Annotated in this window: 20 protein-coding genes; 9 read left to right on the forward strand and 11 right to left on the reverse strand. The window is 72.7% G+C overall.

Annotated elements, in window-relative coordinates:
• The 3 genes from VQ03_RS03340 to VQ03_RS03350 all read left to right on the forward strand — a co-directional run.
• The coding region (locus VQ03_RS03340; RefSeq protein ID WP_048449446.1) for an indolepyruvate ferredoxin oxidoreductase family protein at positions 1–2,824 on the forward strand (2,824 nt) is incomplete at its 5' end.
• A gap of 99 nt (positions 2,825–2,923) precedes the next feature.
• Positions 2,924–3,139: a DUF2842 domain-containing protein gene (locus tag VQ03_RS03345; protein ID WP_048449447.1), complete on the forward strand. Its 216-nt coding sequence runs from the start codon at positions 2,924–2,926 to the stop codon at positions 3,137–3,139.
• A gap of 200 nt (positions 3,140–3,339) precedes the next feature.
• The gene (locus VQ03_RS03350) at positions 3,340–3,693 is read left to right on the forward strand and encodes a hypothetical protein (RefSeq protein ID WP_048449448.1); all 354 of its coding nucleotides are present in this window, start codon (positions 3,340–3,342) and stop codon (positions 3,691–3,693) included.
• Between the two features lie 3 nt (positions 3,694–3,696).
• Here VQ03_RS03350 and VQ03_RS03355 read toward each other — a convergent pair whose 3' ends face one another.
• Positions 3,697–4,749 carry a polysaccharide deacetylase family protein gene (locus tag VQ03_RS03355; protein ID WP_048449449.1) on the reverse strand — a complete coding sequence of 351 codons (1,053 nt, stop codon included), beginning with the start codon at positions 4,747–4,749 and terminating at the stop codon, positions 3,697–3,699.
• Positions 4,750–4,847: 98 nt separating this feature from the next.
• Here VQ03_RS03355 and VQ03_RS03360 point away from each other — a divergent pair, with 98 nt between their 5' ends.
• Positions 4,848–6,029 (forward strand): GNAT family N-acetyltransferase, encoded by a 1,182-nt coding sequence (locus tag VQ03_RS03360; protein WP_245291944.1) that lies wholly within the window; start codon positions 4,848–4,850, stop codon positions 6,027–6,029.
• A 3-nt stretch (positions 6,030–6,032) separates the two neighbouring features.
• Here the strand turns inward: VQ03_RS03360 and cobT are convergent, their stop codons facing one another.
• Positions 6,033–7,064: a nicotinate-nucleotide--dimethylbenzimidazole phosphoribosyltransferase gene (gene cobT, locus VQ03_RS03365; protein ID WP_048449450.1), complete on the reverse strand. Its 1,032-nt coding sequence runs from the start codon at positions 7,062–7,064 to the stop codon at positions 6,033–6,035.
• Between the two features lie 152 nt (positions 7,065–7,216).
• Between cobT and cobS the strand changes: the two genes are divergently transcribed.
• Genes cobS through VQ03_RS34945 form a run of 3 tightly spaced genes read left to right on the forward strand, consistent with a single transcriptional unit; the run spans position 7,217 to position 8,989 of the window.
• Entirely contained in the window at positions 7,217–8,077 is an 861-nt protein-coding gene (gene cobS, locus VQ03_RS03370; protein WP_048449451.1) for an adenosylcobinamide-GDP ribazoletransferase, read from the forward strand.
• Positions 8,077–8,286, forward strand: a complete 210-nt coding sequence (locus tag VQ03_RS03375) for a DUF1289 domain-containing protein (RefSeq protein WP_048449452.1) — start codon at positions 8,077–8,079, stop codon at positions 8,284–8,286. Before cobS ends, VQ03_RS03375 begins: the two co-directional genes overlap by 1 nt.
• Before the next feature lie 4 nt (positions 8,287–8,290).
• Positions 8,291–8,989: a retropepsin-like aspartic protease family protein gene (locus VQ03_RS34945; RefSeq protein WP_048449453.1), complete on the forward strand. Its 699-nt coding sequence runs from the start codon at positions 8,291–8,293 to the stop codon at positions 8,987–8,989.
• Positions 8,990–9,114: 125 nt separating this feature from the next.
• Here VQ03_RS34945 and VQ03_RS03385 read toward each other — a convergent pair whose 3' ends face one another.
• The 4 genes from VQ03_RS03385 to VQ03_RS03400 all read right to left on the reverse strand — a co-directional run bounded on the left by VQ03_RS03385 (position 9,115) and on the right by VQ03_RS03400 (position 14,450).
• Positions 9,115–9,993: a bifunctional helix-turn-helix transcriptional regulator/GNAT family N-acetyltransferase gene (locus VQ03_RS03385; protein WP_048449454.1), complete on the reverse strand. Its 879-nt coding sequence runs from the start codon at positions 9,991–9,993 to the stop codon at positions 9,115–9,117.
• 134 nt (positions 9,994–10,127) lie between these two features.
• On the reverse strand, positions 10,128–10,931 hold the full coding sequence (locus tag VQ03_RS03390; RefSeq protein ID WP_048449455.1) for a Bax inhibitor-1/YccA family protein: 804 nt from the start codon (positions 10,929–10,931) through the stop codon (positions 10,128–10,130).
• A 235-nt stretch (positions 10,932–11,166) separates the two neighbouring features.
• Positions 11,167–13,749, reverse strand: a complete 2,583-nt coding sequence (locus VQ03_RS03395) for an ABC transporter permease (RefSeq protein WP_048449456.1) — start codon at positions 13,747–13,749, stop codon at positions 11,167–11,169.
• A gap of 5 nt (positions 13,750–13,754) precedes the next feature.
• Positions 13,755–14,450: an ABC transporter ATP-binding protein gene (locus VQ03_RS03400; RefSeq protein WP_048449457.1), complete on the reverse strand. Its 696-nt coding sequence runs from the start codon at positions 14,448–14,450 to the stop codon at positions 13,755–13,757.
• A 171-nt stretch (positions 14,451–14,621) separates the two neighbouring features.
• On the opposite strand from VQ03_RS03400, the gene VQ03_RS03405 reads away from it, so the two are divergent.
• Together VQ03_RS03405 and thpR are read left to right on the forward strand one after the other, a co-directional pair.
• A complete protein-coding gene (locus tag VQ03_RS03405) occupies positions 14,622–15,257 on the forward strand; it encodes an arylesterase (protein ID WP_157063936.1) in 636 nt (211 codons plus the stop codon).
• Between the two features lie 6 nt (positions 15,258–15,263).
• A complete protein-coding gene (thpR, locus tag VQ03_RS03410; protein WP_048449459.1) occupies positions 15,264–15,815 on the forward strand; it encodes an RNA 2',3'-cyclic phosphodiesterase in 552 nt (183 codons plus the stop codon).
• A 184-nt stretch (positions 15,816–15,999) separates the two neighbouring features.
• On the opposite strand, the gene VQ03_RS03415 is transcribed toward thpR, so the two are convergent.
• The 5 genes from VQ03_RS03415 to VQ03_RS03435 form a co-directional block, all read right to left on the reverse strand.
• Positions 16,000–17,217, reverse strand: a complete 1,218-nt coding sequence (locus VQ03_RS03415) for an ABC transporter substrate-binding protein (protein ID WP_048449460.1) — start codon at positions 17,215–17,217, stop codon at positions 16,000–16,002.
• Between the two features lie 64 nt (positions 17,218–17,281).
• Positions 17,282–18,319 (reverse strand): type I pantothenate kinase, encoded by a 1,038-nt coding sequence (gene coaA / locus VQ03_RS03420; protein ID WP_425350027.1) that lies wholly within the window; start codon positions 18,317–18,319, stop codon positions 17,282–17,284.
• Positions 18,316–18,639, reverse strand: a complete 324-nt coding sequence (locus VQ03_RS03425; protein WP_048449461.1) for a phosphoribosyl-ATP diphosphatase — start codon at positions 18,637–18,639, stop codon at positions 18,316–18,318. Before VQ03_RS03425 ends, coaA begins: the two co-directional genes overlap by 4 nt.
• Before the next feature lie 96 nt (positions 18,640–18,735).
• The gene (gene hisF / locus VQ03_RS03430; RefSeq protein ID WP_048449532.1) at positions 18,736–19,518 is read right to left on the reverse strand and encodes an imidazole glycerol phosphate synthase subunit HisF; all 783 of its coding nucleotides are present in this window, start codon (positions 19,516–19,518) and stop codon (positions 18,736–18,738) included.
• An 11-nt stretch (positions 19,519–19,529) separates the two neighbouring features.
• Entirely contained in the window at positions 19,530–20,018 is a 489-nt protein-coding gene (locus VQ03_RS03435) for a DUF29 domain-containing protein (protein WP_245291945.1), read from the reverse strand.
• Between the last annotated feature and the right edge of the window lie 15 nt (positions 20,019–20,033).

The following is a 20,033-nucleotide window of genomic DNA, read 5'->3' on the forward strand; positions in this document are numbered from 1 at the left end:
GCCCCACTTCGCGGCCCCCGCCACCACCCCGCCCCCTGGCGGCCTGCATATCCGTTGGCCCGACCTGCCGAGCCTCGCCATCGAGGCGCGGGCGCTCCGGAAGCTCGAGGCGATCCGCGCCTTCGCCCGGGCCAACCCCCTCGACCGGCTGGTCGTGGCGCCGGAACGCCCGCGCCTCCTCGTCGTCACGGTCGGCAAGGCCCATGGCGACGCGATGGAAGCGTTTCGGCTCCTCGGCCACGATCCGGACTCGCTCGGCCGGGCCGGTGTCGCGGTGCTGAAGGTCGGCCTCGTCCATCCCCTCGACGTCGCGGGAATCTCGGGTGCCGCGGCCGGCGTCGAGACCGTGCTGGTGATCGAGGAGAAGGCGCCGCTCGTCGAACGCCAGCTGCGCGACGGGCTCTACGACCTGCCCGCTCGACAGCGTCCCCGCATCCTCGGCAAGCGCGACGGGACGGGCGCCCCCCTCGTCTCCGAGGTCGAGGAGCTGCGCCCCTCGCGCCTCACCGGGATCCTGGCGGAGACGTTGCGCGCCCTCGGCCTCACGGTCCGGGAGCCGGACGCGCTTGACCGCGCCCTTGGCCCTGCACCCGCCACCGGCCCCGGGCCGCTTCCGGTGCGCACGCCGTATTTCTGCTCGGGCTGCCCGCACAACACCTCGACCCGGGTGCCGCAGGGCTCGCAGGGCCGGGCCGGCATCGGCTGCCACTTCATGGCGAACTGGATGGACCGCGACACCACCGGCATCGTGCCGATGGGAGCGGAGGGCGTCGACTGGACGGGCCAGGCGCCGTTCACCCGCCAGACCCACGTGTTCCAGAATCTCGGCGATGGGACCTACTTCCATTCCGGCCACGCGGCGATCCGGCAGGCGGTCGCGAGCGGCGCCAACATCACCTACAAGATCCTCTACAACGACGCGGTCGCGATGACCGGCGGCCAGCCGGTCGACGGCGTGCTCACCGTGCCGCAGATCACCCGCCTGGTGACGGCCGAGGGCGCGCGCCGCGTCGTGGTGGTGTCCGACGATCCCGGCCGGGTGGCGAAGGCCGCCGCCCGCGACCCGCTCGGCCCCGGCGTCACCGTGCATCACCGCGACGACCTCGATGCCGTGCAGCGGGACTTGCGGGAGGTGCAGGGCGTGACCGTGCTGGTCTACGACCAGACCTGCGCCACCGAGGCGCGCCGGCGGCGCAAGCGCGGCCTGAGCGCCCCGCCGGCGCGGCGCGCGGTCATCAACCCGCTGGTCTGCGAGGGGTGCGGCGATTGCCAGCGGAAATCGAACTGCCTCTCGGTCGTGCCGGTCGAGACCGAGTTCGGCCGCAAGCGCGCGATCGACCAGACCGGCTGCAACAGCGACCTTTCCTGTCTCAAGGGCTTCTGCCCGTCCTTCGTCACGCTGGACGGCGCGACGCCGCGGCGCCGGCCCGGGGTCGCGGTCGATCCCGAGACCGTCGCGGCCAGGGCCGCGTCCCTGCCCGAGCCCGGCACCGCCCTGGGGCCGGAGCCCTACGAGATCCTGGTCGCCGGCGTCGGCGGCACCGGCGTGGTGACGGTCGGCGCCCTCATCACCATGGCGGCGCACCTCGAAGGGCGCGGCGCCAGCGTGCTCGACTTCATGGGCTTCGCCCAGAAGGGCGGGCAGGTGCTCTCCTTCGTGCGCCTCGCCGCCGATCCGAGCGCGCTCCATCAGGTGCGGATCGACCGCGGCCGGGCCGACGCGGTCCTGGCCTGCGACCTTGTGGTGGCGGCGAGCCCCGATGCCGCCGCGGTGATCGATCCCGCCCGCACCCGCATCGTCGCCAACACCCACGAGATCCCGACCGGCGCGACCCTGCGCGACCCGAACGCCCGCATCGATACCGGGATGCTGGAAAGCCTGCTCTCCCGCCGCGTCCGCGCGGGCGCCCTGCGCAGCCTCGACGCGCAGGCGATGGCCGGGCGCCTGATCGGCGATGCGCAAGCCGCCAACGTGCTGCTCCTGGGCTTTGCTTGGCAAAGCGGGCTGGTGCCGGTCTCCCGCGAGGCCCTGGATCAGGCCGTGGCGCTGAACGGCGTGGCGGTGGCGGGCAACCGCCTGGCGCTCGCCTGGGGCCGGCTGCTCGCCGCCGACCCGGCCTTCGTGGAGGCGCATCTCGCACCGGCGGTCGAGCCGGCGCAGGATCTCGACGCCGTGGTCGCGCGGCGCGCCGAGTACCTCACGGCCTACCAGGACGAGGCCTACGCCGCGCGCTACCGCGCCAGGGTGGCGGCGGTGCGGGAGCGGGGTGGCGACGCGCTCGCCGACGTGGTCGCCCGCTCGCTGTTCAAGCTGATGGCGATCAAGGACGAGTACGAGGTGGCGCGGCTCCAGTCCGATCCGGCCTTCCTGGCCCGCCTCGCCGAGGAGTTCGACGGGGCGGCTCGGCCGACCTTCCATCTCGCTCCCCCCTTCCTCGCACGGCCTCGTCGAGGCGAATCAGAACCGCGCAAGATCGCGTTCGGGCCCTGGCTGCTGCCGGTCCTGCGCGGGCTCGCCGCCCTGAAGATCCTGCGCGGCCGGCGCCTCGACCCGCTGCGGCTGATCGCCGAGCGGCGGGAGGAGCGCGCGGTGCTGGCCGCCTACGAGACCCAGATCGACGCCGCCCTCGCCCTGGCCGGCCGGGCGGATCCGGCCGCCTTGCGCGACCTCCTCGCCGCACCCGAGGAGATCCGCGGCTTCGGCCCGGTCAAGGCGCGGGCGATCGCGGCCTGGCGCACCCGCAGCGCGGCTTTGCTGGCCACCGCTCAAGCCGGACACGCCGCGAGCAACGACGCGGGATCTCCCCTGTCGCGGGCGGGATAGCCCGGCCGCCCGCCTGCGTCGGCGGACCGGATTGCGGCGGGACGGAGCCTCGCGTAGGCGGTGATGCAGCTCCTTGCCACCGCCACAGGTTGCCCCGCCATGCGCCGCCGCACCCGCTCCTTCGTCGGGGCGATCGTGATGATCGCCTTCGTGTTGATCTATGCGCCCCTCGCCATGGCGCTCGCCGACAGCCGCATCGCCCAGACGCCGCCGCTGGTGCAGTCGGTGCTCTACGCGATCCTGGGGATCGCCTGGATCTTCCCGTTGATGCCGCTGATCCGCTGGATGGAGCGGCCGGACCGCGATCCGGCCTGACGCCGGCACGATGGACCAAACGGTGCAGGAGCCGGGATTTCGCCAAAAAGGGCTGCCAGACCCTCGGGGCCGCGGTCCCAGGCCCGCCGCTTTCCGTTCGCGCTCTTCCTTCAAGCGCTCTTCCTTCAAGCGCTCTTGCCGCTTCGTGCGCTCTTGCCGCTTCGTGCCTCCCCTTTCCCCCGCAAGGTAGCCCCCGGCCCATGCGCCACGCGCTCGCGCTCTTCCTTTTCCTCGGTCCCCTCGCCGGTGCCGCCCTGGCGCAGGGCGCGCCCCGCTCCGTCGGCGATTGCGAGCGCATCAAGGGCGATCTCGCCTACAACCAGTGCCTGTCGCTGTTCGGCCCCGCCGCGAAGGGCGTCGCGGCCGCGGCGGCGGCGGTCTCCGCGGCGATCCCGCGCCTGCCCGAACCCCCGAGCCTCGGCGAGACGGCCGAGCCCGCCCCCCGCGGCCGCCGCAGCTGGACCCGGCGCCTGCGCGGGGGGCGCCAGAGCGCGGCCTTCACGGTGATCAGCGGAGGCGGGAGCCGTCACTACCGGCGGCGGCGTCACCGCTGAGCCTCAGGCGACGTTCAGCCGCCTGCCCCGGTTCCAGGCCAGGAACGGCACGCCGGAGAGCAGGGCGCGCAGGGCCGCGTCGGTCTGGAAGCAACCATTGACCGAAACCCGCGGCAGGGCGTGCAGGTGGGCGGCGTGCCCGGGAAAGAGGTGGCCGGGCCGGGTCGTCACGCCGGTGCGGTAGCCCGCCTCGCGGGCGAGAGCGAATTCCCGTGGGCCCGCCGAGCCCGGATCGCCGACCGGGTAGGAGACGTGCTCGGGCACCCGGCCGAGCAGCGCCCCGAGCCGCGTGCGGGCCTCCACGATCTCCCGGCGCGCCGTGGCCGCATCGTGCTTGGCGAGCATCGGATGCGACAGGGTGTGGGCGGCGAGCGTCACCGTCTCGTCCCGGGCGAGGTCGCGCAGCTCCCCGGCCGACAGGCACAGGGCGCGGGCGATGCCGCCGACGTCGATCCCCGCCTCGACGCACAGTCCCAGGATCGCGGCACGCAACCCCTCCTCAGGGCCGGCCCGCAGGCAGGCATAGACCTGCGCGAAGGCGGCGGATTTCTGGGCGTCGTCGGCCGCCGGGAGGTCGAGCCCGATCTCCGGCAGCCTCACCCGGTCGAGGACCCGGATCGCGCATTCGAGCTCGATCCACCACAGCCGGCCCGTCCCGGTGGCGAAGTCGTGGGTGACGTAGAGGGTCCAGGGCGCGCCGTGGCGGCGCAGCACGGGCGCGGCGTGTTCCAGGTTGTCGCGGTAGCCGTCGTCGAAGGTGAGCACCGCGAAGGGCTCCCCATCCCCGGAGAGCCGGCGCGGCAACTCCGACAGGGGGACGATCGCGAAGCCCCGCGCCCGCAGGGCGGCGAGGGTGCGGTCGAGGAAGGCCGGGGTGATGGCGAGCAGGCGGTTCGGCGCGTAGGCGCCCGGCGGATCCTCGTCCGGCCGCACGTGATGAAAGGTGAGGATCAGGCCGCGACCGCGCGCCGCCCGCGCGAGCCAGCGGTCGGCCCCCGTGGCCGCGATGGCGGCGAAGCCGGCATGGAACAGGCGGTGGCGGGCGGCGGAGAGCATGACCGGAGGATCACCCCGATCGGCCAAAGCTTCGTTACGCCATTTGCGGATTCTGCACGCTTGCCCGTTAGCTCATCGGGGACGGGCGAGGTGGGGCGATGGGCGGCACGATGCGACTGACGGCGGAGGGCGTGGCAGCCGGGTCGGCGCCGTCCCTCGCCCTGATGCCGGAGGTCTTCCCCGGCCTCGCGGCGGCGGAGGCGCCGTGGCGTGACCTCGAAGCCGCACCCGGCGTGGTGATGACGCCCTATCAGCGCTTCGCCTGGGTGAGGGCCTATGCGAGCACCCTCCTGGACGGCGCCCGTCCCTGCCCGGTCCTGCTGCGCGACCCCGCCGGCCGCCCGCAGGCGCTGCTGCCGCTCTGCGTGAGACGGGAAGCCGGCATCCGGGTCGCCCGGATGATCGGCGGCCGGCACGCGAACTACCACATGCCGATCTTCGCCGGCCCGGACGCCGCCTCCCTGCCGGCGGAGGCCTACGGCCGGGCCCTGCGGCGCGCCGGCGCGCTGGCCGGGATCGACGCGATCCACCTGGCCGATCAGCCGCGCCTCTGGAACGGCGTCGCCAACCCCCTGGCGCAGGGCCCCGCCTCGCCGAGCGACGGCTACGGCCTCGCGCTCGAGGCGGATCCGGACGCGGTGCTCAAGCGGTGCCTGAGCGGCGACGCCCGGCGCAAGCTGCGCCAGAAGGAGAAATGGCTGGTCGCGGCGCACGGGCCGGTCGCGCACCGGGTGGCGGCGGACGGAGCCGAGGGCGGGGCGATCCTGTCGGCCTACCTCGCCCAGAAGGCGGTGCGCTTCGCGCGAGCCGGCATCAGCGATCCCTTCGCCGACCCGGCGGCCCGGCTCTTCCTCGACGAGGCCTGCCGGGCCGGTGCCCTGGAGCTGCACGCCCTGCAGACGGAGAGCGGGCGCATCCTCGCCACCTTCGTGGGCGCGGTCGATGCGCGCCGCTTCAGCGGCATGCTGACCTCGTTCGATCCCGATCCCGCGCTCGCCCGCTTCAGCCCCGGCGACCTGCTGCTCCAGGCCCTGATCCGCGACCAGTCCTTGCGCGGCCGCACCGCCCTCGATCTCGGCGTCGGCGAGGCGCGCTACAAGGCCAGCGTCTGCGACGAGACCATCTCGCTCGTCGACGCGGTGCTGCCGGTGAGCCTGCGCGGCCGGGCCTTCGGCGCCGCCGCCGAGGCGGGCGCGCGCCTGAAGCGGCGGATCAAGCGCGATCCGCGGCTCTGGGCGCTGGTCGGGCGGGCCCGCAAGGCGATGGCGCGGCCGGCCTGAGGCTCAGGCCATCGGCCCCGACACCCCCGCCTGCGCGAAGGTCGCCATCTCGCGGTGGCAGGCGACCGCCGCCTTGACGAGGCCGAGCGCGAGCGCCGCCCCGCTGCCCTCGCCGAGGCGCAGGCCCAGATCGAGGAGCGGACGCAAGCCCAGGCGCTCGAGCACCGCCGCATGGTCGCCTTCCGCCGAGACGTGGCCGGCGAGGCAGTGGTCGAGGGCGCGGGGATCGATGGCGTGGAGCAGAGCCGCCGCAGCGGTCGAGACGTAGCCGTCGATCACCACCGGCACCCGCTGCAGCCGCGCCGCCAGGATAGCGCCGGCCATGGCGGCGATCTCGCGGCCGCCGAGGCGCGCCATCACCGCCAGCGGATCGTCGAGATGGCCCTGGTGGCAGGCGAGCGCCGCCTCCACCGCGGCGACCTTGCGGGCATGGCCCGCCTCGTCGATGCCGGTGCCGCGGCCGACCCATCGGGCCGGCTCGCCGCCGTAGAGCGCCGCGTAGATCGCCGCGGCCACCGTGGTGTTGCCGATGCCCATCTCGCCGACCGCGAGCCCGTCGGTGCCCGCCGCCACCGCCTCCATGCCGAACGCCATGGTGGCGACGCAGGCCTTCTCGGTCATCGCCGGCTCGGTCGTGATGTCGCCGGTCGGCATGTCGATGGCGAGGTCGAACACCTTGAAGCCGAGCCCGTAGGCAGCGCAGATCTGGTTGATCGCCGCGCCCCCGGCGGCGAAATTGTCGAGCATCTGGCGGTTGACGGCGGACGGGTAGGCCGAGACGCCGCGCGCCGCCACGCCGTGGCTGCCGGCGAAGACGCAGACCAGCGGCCGGTCGAGGCTCGGCGGCGCCTTGCCCTGCCACGCCGCCATCCAGGCGGCGAGGAATTCGAGCCGGCCGAGGCTGCCGGCGGGCTTGGTCAGCAGCGAGTCGCGGGCCGAAACCTCGGCGGCGGCGGCCTCGTCCGGCCCCGGCATGGTGGCGATCAGGCGGCGGATGTCGTCGAACGGGGCGGCGTCGGTCGGGCTGTCGGCCATGGGAAGTGTCCCTGGGGAAGTGTCCTGCGGAAGCGTCCCCTTGCAGGGGGCAAACCCGCCTGCGGGGCTATCGTGTGGCGTGCAGATACAGCAAAATGAGCCGAAGGGGCGAATTCTCGGAGCGGGGCGCCTTCGTCGGGGTGTGTCGAGTGATGGCGACGGAATCGAATGCGGGGCCGGGTCAGGCCGACGACGAGTTCGAGCCGCCCCCTCCCCCCGCCGGCCCGTGGCCGCCCCTGCGCGATCTCGCCGTCTGCCTGCGCTTCTACAGCCGCCTGCCGGTCCCGGCCCTGCCGGGCGAGGCCGACATCCATGCCGCGCCGGATTTCCGCACCGTGCCCAGGATGCTGCCGCTCGCCGGCTTGGTGATCGGCGCGGCGGGCGCCGTCGCGCTCGCGGCGTCGCTCTCTCTCGGCCTCGGGCCGTTCCTCGCCGCGACCCTGGCCCTCGCCTTCACCACCCTGGTCACCGGCGCCCTGCACGAGGACGGCCTCGCCGACGTGGCGGACGGGTTCGGCGGCGGCGGGACCCCGGCCCGGCGGCTCGAGATCATGCGCGACAGCCGCATCGGCGCCTACGGGGCCGCCGCCCTGGTCCTGTCCTACGCCCTGCGCATCGGGGCGCTGGCGACGCTCGCCGACCGGATCGGCTGGCGCGTCGCCGTCGCGTTCCTGGCCGCCGCCGCCCTGTCGCGCACCGCCGCCCTCTGGCCACTCTGCCGACTGCCCCCCGCCCGGCCGGACGGGGCCGCCCACGCGGTCGGCCGGCCGACGGGCAGGACCCACGCCACCGCCTGGGCGCTCTGCCTCGCCGTGCTGGCCGTCGCCTGCCTCCTCGGCCTGCCCTGGCTGGGCCTGTGCCTCGCCGGTCTCCTCGCCGTCATCGCCGCCTGGACGCTGGCGCGGATGGCCGCGCGCCTCGTCGGCGGCCAGACCGGCGACGTGATCGGGGCGAGCCAGCAGATGGCCGAGATCGCCGCCCTCCTCGCCCTCGTGATCGCGATTCCCGCCTGATGCCCGCCTCCTCCCCCTGCATTCGCCTCTGCGTCCTCGATCCCGCCACCGGCCTGTGCGAGGGCTGCGGCCGCACCGGCGACGAGATCGCCGCCTGGGGCTCCCTGTCCGAGCCGGAGCGCCTGCGCATCATGGCAGGGCTGCCGGCGCGGCTGGCCGCTTCCTATCCCGAGCCGGAGCCCGAGCCGGCCCCGGCGGCCCTGGCCTGATCCCGTGCCGGGCGCCGCCGGCATCGGGCTCCTGCTCCTCGCCTGCGCCTACGCGCTCAACGCCGTCGGCGGGCGCGAGGTGGCGGGGCTGCGCCCCGACGAGGCGGCCGGGCTCGCGGCTGCCGGCGGCGCCGCCCTGATGGTGCTGAACGGGGTCGGGAACCGGTTCCGGTCCGGATTCGGCGAGGGGCTCGTCTCGCTCCTCCTGTGGTGCGGGATCGGGGCCGGAGCGGCGAGCCTCTACGCCTATCGCGACGAGGCGCGGGACATGGCGTTCCGGGCGCTCGGGGAGATGAGCCCGGGCCAGCCGGTCCCGGGACCCGGCGACGAGGTGGTGATCGCCCGGCGGGTCGATGGCGGCTTCACGGTCCAGGCCAAGGTCAACGGCCGACTCCAGGCCTTCGCCTTCGACACCGGCGCGAGCGCGGTGGTGCTCACTGCCGAGGCTGCCGCCCATCTCGGCATCCGCCCGGGCCCGGCCGCCTTCCGGATCCAGGTCCAGACCGCCAACGGCCGCACCGCCGCGGCTCCGGTCGTGCTCGACACGGTGTCGGTCGGGCCGATCACCGAGAGCCGCGTCGCGGCCCTCGTCACCCGGCCGGGCGCCCTGAGCGTGAACCTGCTCGGGATGAGCTTCCTGGAACGGTTGAACTCGTACGAGGTCAGGGGCAGCCGGCTGATCCTGCGCGGGGCGCGGGGGTGAGGCCTCTCGGTCGCGGCGCAGACGCGACCGACAGGCCTCGAGCGATCGGTCCGGCGCGCGCCTTCATGAATCCCTCTCCGTCATCCGGGGGACGCCGCGGGAACGGTCGAGGGGATTCGCCGTGGTCATGGCAAATGCTTCTCGAAGAAGTGATCCGGATATGGATCGTCGTTGAAGCGGTCGATCTCGACCCAGCCGGTGCGGCGGTAGAGCTGGAGCGCCTCGGTCAGCGCATTGTTCGAATCGAGGCGCAGGGTCGTGATGCCGAGGTCCCGCGCGGCGGCCTCCGCCTCCTCCATCAGCCGGCGGGCGAGGCCGAGACCGCGGGCGGAGGGGCAGACCCAGAGCCGCTTGATCTCGGCCAGATCCCCGCCCTTGCCCTTCAGGCCGACGCAGCCGACCGGCAGCCCGTCCGACAGGGCGACCAGGAAGGCGCCGCGGGGACGCATCATGTCGGCGGCCTCCGGGTCGCGGGAGAGAGCGACGTCGAAGCCGGTCGCGAGCCGCCGCCCGAGCTCGGCGTAGTACGCGGTCAGGCAGTGCAGGGCCGCCTCGGAGCGGGGATCGGTCTCCTCGATGGCGATCCGCTCGCGACCGAGGGCCGTGGCGACGAGGTCCATGGCGCGCAGGAGGTCGTCGCCCTTGGGGGCGCGGGCCAGGAGTTGCGCCGCCCGGTCGTTCGACAGGGCCTCGTAGGCGGCGAATTCCTGCCGTCCGGCCTCGGTCAGGGCCGCGACCCGGCGGCGGGCATCCTGCGGATGGGGCAGCGTCACGACGAGCCCCTCCTCCTCCAGGCTGCGCAGGAGCCGGCTCAGCAGCCCCGAATCGAGCCCGAGATAGTCGCGCAGGCTGCCCACCTCGCCGCGTCCATGCCCGATGGCGTTGAGCACGCGGGCCGCGCCGAGCGGCCGCCCGCGGCCGAGGAACGAGGTGTCGAGGGCCCCGACCTCGGCGGTGACGGCCCGGTTGAAGCGGCGGATGCGGCGGATGGCGTCAATCGACATTTCCCTGACTTAAGTCAGAGAATACGCACCGTCAATCCGGGTTCGACGGGAGGCCCGCTCACGAAAAAAGCCCCGGCTCCGGGCCGGGGCTTCTCCTCGATCGGTCGGGGCGGCGTGCCGCCCCGCGAGGCTCCTTAGTTGTTCCGGTTGCCCATCAGCGAGAGCAGGAACTGGAACATGTTGATGAAGTCCAGGTACAGCGTCAGGGCGCCGAACACCGACACCTTGGCGGCGGTCTCGCCGTCGAAGTTGCCGTAGATGTACATCTCCTTGAGCTTCTGCGTGTCGTACGCGGTCAGGCCGGCGAAGATCAGCACGCCGATGACCGAGATCGCGAATTGCAGGGCGCTCGAGGCCAGGAAGATGTTCACCAGGCTGGCGATGACGAGGCCGATGAGGCCCATCACCAGGAACGAGCCGATGCCCGACAGGCTGCGGGTGGTGGTGTAGCCATAGAGGCTCAAGCCACCGAAGGCCGCCGCGGTGATGAAGAACACCTGGACCACGCTCGCGCCGGTATAGCGGATGAGCAGCGTCGACAGCGACGCACCCATCACCGCCGCGAAGGCGAAGAAGGTGGTGCGGGCCGTGGCGGCCGACATCCGGTCCATCCGGAACGAGAAGAGGAAAATGAAGGCGAGCGGCGCGAGCGCGATCACCCACATCAGCGGCGTGGCGTAGAGCGTGCGGCCGAAGCTGGTCAGCGGGATCGAGCCGATCCGCGCCACCGCATCCGCCGACGAGGTCGCCACCGCCAGCTTGTTGATGCCGATCGCCACCAGCCCGGAGATGCCCAGGCCGATGATCATGTTGTTGTAGACGCCGAGCATGAACGCGCGAAGGCCCTGGTCGACCTGGACCTGACTCGGGGCATAGCCGGTGGGCGCCCCGTAGCCGCTCGCGTTACCCTGCCGGAACGGGCTGTTCTCGAATGCCATGGGAGATTCCTTCGGAAGCTCTCTAGCGTGGATGTTCCTGGTGCGAGGCTCTCACGCGACCCTCGGACGCTTGACGCGTCGGATCGGCACCCGGGCCCTCGCGGGCCCGTGCGCCTTGACCGGAATATGTGGGGCTGGAAGAGCGCGCACAAGGGCGCAGCCGGACCTGTTGCCGGCCACGTCCGGTCAATTTTCGGGGTCCATGCGCCGCAGGGTCTCCGAAGGATTAAGATCCCTATAGATTTCGTAGGTACTGCGCCGGCTTCTGGCTGAGGATGCGCCAGGTGCCGGCGAGCCCGAGCGCGACCGCCACCACGACCGCGAGCAGGGCCGCGAGCAGGGCGCCCGAGAGGTCGAGGGCGAAGTCGAGATGCATGACGCGGGTGAGGATCACCCAGCCGGCGAGCGTCCCGGCGGCGAGGCCGAACACGGCCGTGGCGAGGCCGAGCGCGCCGTACTCCATCGTGTAGGCGGACAGGAGCCGCGCCCGGGTGGCGCCGAGCGTCTTGAGCACCACCGCGTCGTAGAGCCGGGCCCGGTGGCCGGCGGCCAGGGCGCCCGCCAGCACGAACAGGCTCGTCGCCACCGCCACCGCGCTGGCGCCGCGGATCGCGAAGACGAGCTTGCCGACGAGGTCGTTGACCGCGTCGAGGGCATCCTTCACCCGCACGCTGCTCACCGAGGGAAACTCCTTCGCCGCGTCGCGCAGGATCCGGGCCTCGAGGGCGGGGTCGGGCCCTTCCGGCAGGGTCAGGGTGGCGAGGTCGCTGTGCGGCGCGCCCCGGAAGGTGCCCGGCGAGAACACCATCACGAAGTTGATGCCGAGGTTGCGCCACTCGACGTGGCGCAGGTTGGCGATCGTCACCGTCAGGCTGCGCCCGAGCACGTTGACGGTGACCGTCTCCCCGACCTTGAGGCCGAGGCTGCGTGCGAGCTGGTCGTCGAAGGAGACGAGCGGCTTCTGGGCGTCCTCGCCCTTCCACCACTGCCCCGACGTGACCCGCGAGCCGTCCGGCAGGTCCTCGGCGTAGGTGATGCCGCGGTCGCCGTCGAGCACCCAGGCGGCGTCCTCGCCGGCCTTGATCTGCCCGGCCGGCACGCCGTTCAGCGCGGTGATCCGCCCGCGCATCATCGGCACCCGCTCGATCTTGGCCCGCGGCGCGGCCCGTCCGAGAAACTGGTCGAAGGCCGCCGAATCGCGGCTCGGGATGTCGAGGAAGAACAGGCTCGGCGCCTTGGCGGGCAGCGAGCGGGTCAGCGTCCGGGTGATGTTGGCGTCGATCAGGCTCAGGGTCACGAGGAGCGTGATGCCGAGCCCGAGGGACAGCACGATCGAGGGTGTCAGCGCACCGGGCCGGTGCAGGTTGGCCAGCGCCAGCCGCGGCGCGGCCCTCCCTGGGCGCGGCAGGCGGCGCGCCAGGGCCATCAGCCCGAAGGCGACGAGGCGCAGGAGCCCGAAGGCGAGGCCCGCCGCCGCGATGAAGATCAGCGCCACGCCGCGATCGTAGGCGGTGGCGAGGGCCAGGCCGACGAGGCCGACGAGCGCCAAGGCGAGGATCCCGAGATAGCGCGGCCGCGGCCAGCGCCGGTCGGGATCGACCGTGTCGCGAAACAGCCCGGACACCGCGACGTCGTGGGCGCGGCCGAGCGGCCCGATCGCGAAGGCGAGCGCCGTCAGCACGCCGTAGAGGGCGGCGACCGCCAGCTCGCCCGGCGCCAGGGTCGGGTTGAGCGGCAAGGGCAGCAGCGACCCGAAGGCGGCGTCGAGGGCGAAGGGCAGGACCGCGCCGATCACGAGGCCGGCGGCGATGCCGATCCCGGCGATCAGCATCACCTGGGTCAGGTAGATGCCGACCACCTGGCTGCCCGGGGCGCCGAGGCTCTTGAGGGTCGCGATCGAGGCGCGCTTGCGATCGACGAAGGCCCGCACCGCGTTGGCGACGCCGACGCCGCCGACGAGGAGCGCGGTGAGCCCGACGAGGGTCAGGAACTGGGTGAAACGCTCGATGCTGCGGGCGAAGCGCGGATCGGCGTTGAGCCGCGAGCGGATCTCCCATCCCGCCTCCGGCAGGGCGGCGCGGGCTTCCGTCATCACCCGCTCGACCGCCGCATCGTCTCCTTTCGGCAGCGTCACCCGGTAGACGAAGCGGTTGAGGCTGCCGGGCTGGACGAGGCCCGAGGCCTCGAGCGCATCGAGGGACACCATCAGGCGGGGACCGAAGCCGATGCCGCCGGCGATCTTGTCCGGCTCGCTCACCAGCACGGTACGCAGCGCGATCGCGGCTCCGCCGACCGTGAGGCGGTCGCCGAGCTTGAGATCGAGGCGGGCGAGGAGTGCCGGGTCGGCGGCGGCGCCGTAGACGCCGTCGCGGAGGGCGAAGATGTCGGCGGGCGGCATCGGCGGCTCGGTCGCCAGCGCGCCGACCGCCGGGTAATCGGGCCCGACCGCCTTCAGCTCGACGAGCGCCGCGCCCCTGTCCCCGGCCGAGGCCATGGCCCGGGTGAAACCCGCCACCGAGACGCGGCCGCGCGATTCCAGGAAGGCCTTTTCCTGCGGGCTCGCCTCGCGGTGGATCAGCCCGAAGGTGACGTCGCCGCCGAGGATCCGGCGGCCCTCCCGGGCGAGCCCGTCGGAGAGCGAGCGCGACAGCGAGGCGACGCCCGCGATGGTGGCGACCCCGATGGCGATGCAGGCGAGCAGCACCGTGAAGCCGCGCAGGCCCCCGCGCAGCTCGCGGAGCGCCAGGCGCAGGGTGAGCGGCAGGCGGGAGGGCCGGCCGGGCGTGGCGCCGGGGAGCTTGGGAAGGCTGCCGTGCATCGGGGCTACGCGCTCACAGCCGTATCGATCAGCCCCGAGCGCAGCCGCACCGTACGATCGCACAGGCGGGCGAGGCCGGGATCGTGGGTGACCAGCACCAGGGTGGCGCCGCGGTCGCGCTTGAGGGCGAAGAGCAGCTCGATGATCTGCGCGCCGGTCGCCTCGTCGAGGTTGCCGGTCGGCTCGTCGGCGACGAGGATGGCGGGTTCGGGCGCCACCGCCCGGGCGATGGCGACGCGCTGCTGCTCGCCGCCGGAGAGCTGGGCCGGGTAATGGTGCAGGCGGTGCCCGAGGCCGACCGCCTCCAGCTCCCGCGCCGCCCGGGCATGGGCGTCGGGCGCGTCGGCGAGTTCGAGCGGCAACGCGACGTTCTCCAAGGCCGTCATGGTCGGCACGAGGTGGAAGGACTGGAACACGATGCCGATGCGCCGGCCGCGGAACCGCGCCAGGGCGTCCTCGTCGAGCCCGGCGAGGTCGGTGCCCTCGACCACGACCCGGCCGGAATCCGGCCGCTCCAGCCCGGCCATGGTCATCAGCAGGGTCGACTTGCCCGAGCCCGAGGGGCCGACGAGGCCCACCGCCTCACCCGGCGCGACGGACAGCGAGATGCCCTTGAGGATGTGGACCCGGGCGGCGCCGCGGCCGAGGCTGAGATCGACGCCGTCGAGCGCGATCGCCGGTCCGGTGGCCTTGTCGGTCATGGGCGGGAAGCCGATCTGTGGAGGGCGACCGATCGGGTCGGCGCCGGAGATGACGAATTGGGACGGACCTACGCAGGACAGGCGGCCCGTCGGCCCGATATGGGCCGCACATCCATGTTCCGCCATGATGGCCGCCGCGCGGCACTCGGATTTCTGATCGTTTCCCTGCTGATGACCCTCGCCGCACCGCTTCACGCCCAGGGCCTCTCCCGAGAGCCCGCGCAGGAGCCCGCAAAGGAGCGCCCCCTGAACCTCGTCGCCTTCGGCGACAGCCTGATGGCGGGCTACGGCCTGCCGGCGGCGGCCGCCTTCCCGGTGCAGCTCGAGGCGGCCCTGAAGGCGCGCGGCCACGCCGTGACGGTCGCCAATGCGGGCGTTTCCGGCGATACCGCGACGGGGGGGCTCGACCGGGTCGACTGGTCGGTGCCGGACGGGACCGACGGCGTCATCCTGGAGCTCGGCGCCAACGACATGCTGCGCGGCACCGACCCGGCGGTGACCGAGAAGGCCCTCGACGCGATCGTCGCGAAGCTGAAGGCCCGCGGCATCCCGGTCCTGCTCGCCGGCATGCGGGCGGCGCCGAATCTCGGGCCCGATTACGGACGGCGCTTCGACGCGATCTACCCGCGGCTCGCCGAGCGCTACGGCCTGATCCTCTACCCGTTCTTCCTCGACGGCATCGCGGGCGACCGCAGCCTCAACCTCCCGGACGGCCTGCACCCGACGCAGGCCGGGGTGGCGCGGGTCGTCGCCGGCATCCTGCCGAGCGTCGAGGATTTCCTGAAGCGCCTGCGCAAGGGGCCGTGACTCGTCATGCCGCGCCTGTTCACCGGGATCGAGGTCCCGCCCGAGACCGGCCTGGCGCTCAGCGCCTTCCGGGGCGGCCTGCCGGGGGCCCGCTGGGTCGAGCCCGCCGATTACCACGTCACCTTGCGCTTCATCGGCGACGTCGACGGCGGGCTGGCCGACGAAATCATGGAGGCCCTGTCCGGGATCCGGCCCCGCCCTCCCCTGACCCTGGTCCTCGACGCGCTGGCGGTGTTCGGCGGCGACCGGCCGCATTCGCTCTATGCCCGGGTGGTGCCCGATCCCGACCTCGCCGAGTTGCAGGCCGAGCACGAGCGCATCCTGCGCCAGCTCGGCGTGGCGCCGGACACCCGCCGCTTCACGCCCCACGTCACCGTGGGCCGGCTCAAGCGCGGCGCCGGCCCGGGCGGGGTGGCGCAGTACCTGGCCGTGCAGCCGGTCTTCCCGCGGGTCTCGTTCACGGCGCGGCGGGTGGCTTTGTACTCGGCGCGGGACTCCGTCGGCGGGGGGCCCTACGTGGTCGAGGCCGCCTATCCGCTGGCGTCGGATGAGGCATGACGACGCTCACTCGCTCCGAACGGCGGCAAGCCACCGAAAGCAAGTCCCCCAAACGGGTGATGGCTGTACCACCAAACCAGTATAGACTCCGGCGCACTGCCCTTTGGCGGGCACGCGCCCACGCCGGTCACCTCCACCTTCGAACTTGGCGTGGGCGCGTTCTTATTCGGCCGACGCGCCCGCCTCACCCCGCCTTGCCGAGATAGGGGCAATGGCCCGCCTCGATCGGCCGGAAAGCCCGGTCGCCGGGGATCGTCGCGATCGGCTTCAGCAGGTCCCATTCGCCCTTCGATTCGGCCGGCGCCTTCACCTGCATCAGGTACATCTCGTGGACCATGCGGCCGTCCTCGCGGACCCGGCCGTTCTTGGCATAGAAGTCGTTGACCGGGGTCTCGCGCATCTTGGCGACGACCGCCTTGGCCGCGTCGGTCCCGGCCGCCTGCACGGCCTTCAGGTAGTTCGAGATGCTGGAATAGACCCCGGCCTGGAACTGGGTCGGCATCCGGCCGTGGCGCTTGAGGAACCGCTGGGCGAAGGCCCGGGTCTCGTCGTCGCGGTCCCAGTAGAAGCTCGTGGTGAGCAGCATGCCTTGCGCGGTCTCGAGGCCGATCGCCCGCAGGTCGACCACGTCGATCAGCAGGCCGACGAGCTTCTGGCCCTGCTGCTGGATGCCGAACTCGCCCGCCTGCTTGGCCGCCGTCGCGGTGTCGCCGACCGGATCGGCGAGCGCGATCACCTTGGCGCCCGAGGACTGGGCCTGGAGCAGGGCCGAGGAGAAATCCGCCATCCCCATCGGGTGGCGCACCGAGCCGATCACCTTGCCGCCGGCGCGGGCGACCGCCTGGCTGGTGTCGCGTTCCAGCGCGTGGCCGAAGGCGTAGTCGGCGGTGACGAAGTACCAGGAGGTGGCACCCTGCGACACCAGCGGGCCGGCGGTGCCGTTGGCCAGCGAGTAGGTGTCGTAGGTCCAGTGGATCGCGTTCGGCGAGCAGGCCGGGCCGGACAGGTCGGAGGAGCCGGCCGAGGAGTTCAGGAACAGGCGGTCGCGCTCGCGGGTGAGGTTCTGGACGGCGAGCGCCACCGACGAGGTCGGCACGTCGGCGACGACGTCGACCTGCTGCAGTTCGAGCCACTGGCGGACGATGTTCGAGCCGATATCCGGCTTGTTCTGGTGGTCGGCGGAGACGACCTCGATCCGCTTGCCCAGCACCGTGCCGCCGAAATCCTCGACCGCCATCCGGGCGGCGGTGACCGAGCCCGGGCCGGTGCTGTCGGCCTGGGCCGCGCTCATGTCCGACAGGACGCCGATCTTGACCAGGTCGTCGGAGATCTGCGCCTGCGCGGCACCCGCGCACAGGATCGCGGCCAGCGCCGCGCCGGCGCACCGAAGGGTTCGTCTCATGGTTTCCTCCCGCTTTTCCCGCATGCTGGCGGGGGGTGTCGGGAAGGTCAACCGCGCGCGACCCCTACAATCTGCGCAGAGCCACGCTCTCGATGCGGTGGCTCGCGCCCTTGGCGAGGATCAGGCTGGCGCGCTGGCGCGTCGGCACGATGTTGTCGCGCAGGTTCAGGAGGTTGATCCGGTTCCACAGCCCGTCGGCGATGGTGAGCGCCTCCTCCTCGCTGATCTCGGCATATTTGCGGAAATACGACAGCGGGTCGCGGAAGGCGGTGTTGCGCAGGCGCAGGAAGCGGTTGACGTACCAGCGGTGCAGGTCGTCCTCGTGGGCATCGAGGTAGACCGAGAAGTCGAAGAAATCCGACACGAAGGGGATCGCGGTGCCGTCCCGCGGCAGGCGGGCCGGCTGGAGCACGTTCAGCCCCTCGACGATCAGGATGTCGGGCCGGTCGACCACCGTGGTCTCCCCCGGCACCACGTCGTAGACGAGGTGGGAGTAGAGCGGCGCCGCGACCTGGCGCTTGCCGGCCTTGATGTCGGCGAGGAAGCGCAGCAGCGTCGGGGTGTCGTAGCTCTCAGGAAATCCCTTGCGCTCCATCAGCCCGAGGCGGTTCAGCTCGGCATTCGGGAACAGGAAGCCGTCGGTGGTCACGAGGTCGACCTTCGGGGTGTTGGGCCAGCGGGCCAGCAGCGCCTTCAGCACCCGGGCGGTGGTCGACTTGCCGACCGCGACCGAGCCGGCGACCCCGATGATGTAGGGCACCTTCACCTCGCGCTCGGCGAGGAGGAAGCGCTGCGTCGCCTTGAACAGCCCCTGCGTCGCCGCGACGTAGAGCGAGAGCAGCCGCGACAGCGGCAGGTAGATCGCGATGACCTCCTCGAGCGAGATCGGGTCGTTCAGCGATTGCAGCCGCATCACGTCCTCGGCGGTGAGGGTGAGCGGCGTGTCGGCGCGTAAGTGCGCCCATTCCTCGCGGGCGAAGACCCGGTAGGGCGAGAGGTGGTCGGTCGCCTCGTCGAGGCTCGCCGCCAGCTGCGCCGCGCCGAGGGTCGGGGCCGGGCCGGCCCCGGTCAGACCGCCCTCGATCATGCTGGCGTCGGTCATGCCGGCCTCCTCGCCGCCTTCTCGGCGATGCCGCTCTGGGCGGTGCGCCGCTCCAGCTCCGCCATCACCGCCTCCAGCGGCACTTCGGCGGCCCTGAGAACCACCAGCAGGTGGTAGAGCACGTCCGCCGCCTCGGCCGTCAGCCCGTCGCGGTCGCCCTGCACCGCGGCGATGGCGGCCTCGACGGCCTCCTCGCCGAGCTTCTTGGCCGGCCGGGCCGGCCCGCCGGCGACGAGCTTGGCGGTGTAGGATTCCTCCGGCGAGGCCGCGGCACGCTCGCGGACGATGCGGTCGAGGTCGGCGAGGGTGAAGGCGGTCATGCGGTTGCCGTGAATGTGTCCGGGTGAACCCTGGGGCCGGCCGTGCCGGGTGGTCAAGCGGCTTGCCCTCTCATGTCCCGCGGTGATTGCCGGCGATCAGGGCGTCGGATCGAGCCGCATCGCCAAACCCGCCGCCGCCATGTGGGCCTTGGCCTCCGCGACGGTGTGCTGGCCGAAGTGAAAGATCGAGGCGGCGAGCACCGCGCTCGCGCCGCCGTCGCGCACGCCCGCCACGAGGTCGTCGAGGCCGCCGACGCCGCCGGACGCGATCACCGGCACGTTGACCGCGTCGCTGATCGCCCGGGTCAGCCCGATGTCGTAGCCCGAGCGCATGCCGTCGCGGTCCATCGAGGTGACCAGCAGCTCGCCGGCCCCCTTCCCCGCCACGAGGCGGGCGAAGTCGATCGCGTCGATCCCGGTGGGCTTCCGGCCGCCATGGGTGAAGATCTCCCAGCGTGGAGCTTCGCCCTCGCCCGAGACCCGCTTGGCGTCGATCGCCACGACGATGCATTGCGCACCGAACTTCTCCGCCGCCCGCGCCACCAGGTCCGGGTCGTTCACCGCCGCGGTGTTGATGGAGACCTTGTCGGCCCCGGCGAGCAGCAGGGTGCGGATGTCCTCGACCTTGCGCACCCCGCCGCCGACGGTGAGCGGCATGAAGCAGGCCTCCGCCGTGCGGCTCACCGCATCGAGCAGGATGCCCCGGTCCTCGTGGCTCGCCGTGATGTCGAGGAAGCACAGCTCGTCGGCCCCGGCGCAGTCATAGGCCTTGGCGGCCTCCACGGGATCGCCGGCGTCGCGCAGTTCGAGGAACTGCACGCCCTTGACGACGCGGCCGTCCTTGACGTCGAGGCAGGGGATGATGCGGGTCTTGAGCACGGGACGCTGGCTCACTCGTAGATGAACGGGCGAGTCATCGCCTCGTCGCGCGTGAAGGGACAGTCGATCGGAAAGATCGCCGGAGAGAGGCCGGTCTCGCGGATGGCATCGTGCCGCGCCTGCAGATAGGCGCGCTCGAACGCTTCGTCGAGGCGCGACTTCAGGCTTGGGTTGTCGGCGATCGTCAGGCTCACATGCTTGCGATGCGTCGAGATCGAGACGGCCCAACTCGCGCAGCGATGGCTCGGCTGATGTTGCCACTTGAGTATGGGAAGCTGGACCAGTGCATAGAAGCTGACGAGGCGATTGAACTCAGAGCGACCCAAGCTCGCGATCTCCTCGGCCAGGTTCTCACGGTCGAGCACCGACAGATTGCCGGTGCGCAGAGCGGCGGCCTGCTCCATCGCCCAGCCGTAGATGTCGTCGGCATAGGCCGTCATCGGCGGCGGGGAAGCCGGTCGGGCAGGAGTCGGCTTGGATTTACGGGTCGCGGCGGTCACGTGTCTCACGCCTCC

The sequence above is a fragment of the Methylobacterium tarhaniae genome (assembly GCF_001043955.1).
In the GTDB taxonomy this organism is placed as follows: domain Bacteria; phylum Pseudomonadota; class Alphaproteobacteria; order Rhizobiales; family Beijerinckiaceae; genus Methylobacterium; species Methylobacterium tarhaniae.

What these genes read in the sequence shown, in the direction of transcription:
- coaA (WP_425350027.1), bottom strand. Translation starts at nt 18,319, where the DNA reads ATGACCGACGCCAGCATGATCGAGGGCGGTCTGACCGGGGCCGGCCCG.
- VQ03_RS03400 (WP_048449457.1), bottom strand. Translation starts at nt 14,450, where the DNA reads ATGACCGACAAGGCCACCGGACCGGCGATCGCGCTCGACGGCGTCGAT.
- VQ03_RS03350 (WP_048449448.1), top strand. Translation starts at nt 3,340, where the DNA reads ATGCGCCACGCGCTCGCGCTCTTCCTTTTCCTCGGTCCCCTCGCCGGT.
- VQ03_RS03415 (WP_048449460.1), bottom strand. Translation starts at nt 17,217, where the DNA reads ATGAGACGAACCCTTCGGTGCGCCGGCGCGGCGCTGGCCGCGATCCTG.
- VQ03_RS03385 (WP_048449454.1), bottom strand. Translation starts at nt 9,993, where the DNA reads ATGTCGATTGACGCCATCCGCCGCATCCGCCGCTTCAACCGGGCCGTC.
- VQ03_RS03405 (WP_157063936.1), top strand. Translation starts at nt 14,622, where the DNA reads ATGACCCTCGCCGCACCGCTTCACGCCCAGGGCCTCTCCCGAGAGCCC.
- VQ03_RS03345 (WP_048449447.1), top strand. Translation starts at nt 2,924, where the DNA reads ATGCGCCGCCGCACCCGCTCCTTCGTCGGGGCGATCGTGATGATCGCC.
- VQ03_RS03360 (WP_245291944.1), top strand. Translation starts at nt 4,848, where the DNA reads ATGGGCGGCACGATGCGACTGACGGCGGAGGGCGTGGCAGCCGGGTCG.
- VQ03_RS03425 (WP_048449461.1), bottom strand. Translation starts at nt 18,639, where the DNA reads ATGACCGCCTTCACCCTCGCCGACCTCGACCGCATCGTCCGCGAGCGT.
- VQ03_RS03375 (WP_048449452.1), top strand. Translation starts at nt 8,077, where the DNA reads ATGCCCGCCTCCTCCCCCTGCATTCGCCTCTGCGTCCTCGATCCCGCC.
- VQ03_RS03390 (WP_048449455.1), bottom strand. Translation starts at nt 10,931, where the DNA reads ATGGCATTCGAGAACAGCCCGTTCCGGCAGGGTAACGCGAGCGGCTAC.
- VQ03_RS03355 (WP_048449449.1), bottom strand. Translation starts at nt 4,749, where the DNA reads ATGCTCTCCGCCGCCCGCCACCGCCTGTTCCATGCCGGCTTCGCCGCC.
- cobS (WP_048449451.1), top strand. Translation starts at nt 7,217, where the DNA reads ATGGCGACGGAATCGAATGCGGGGCCGGGTCAGGCCGACGACGAGTTC.
- VQ03_RS03395 (WP_048449456.1), bottom strand. Translation starts at nt 13,749, where the DNA reads ATGCACGGCAGCCTTCCCAAGCTCCCCGGCGCCACGCCCGGCCGGCCC.
- cobT (WP_048449450.1), bottom strand. Translation starts at nt 7,064, where the DNA reads ATGGCCGACAGCCCGACCGACGCCGCCCCGTTCGACGACATCCGCCGC.
- thpR (WP_048449459.1), top strand. Translation starts at nt 15,264, where the DNA reads ATGCCGCGCCTGTTCACCGGGATCGAGGTCCCGCCCGAGACCGGCCTG.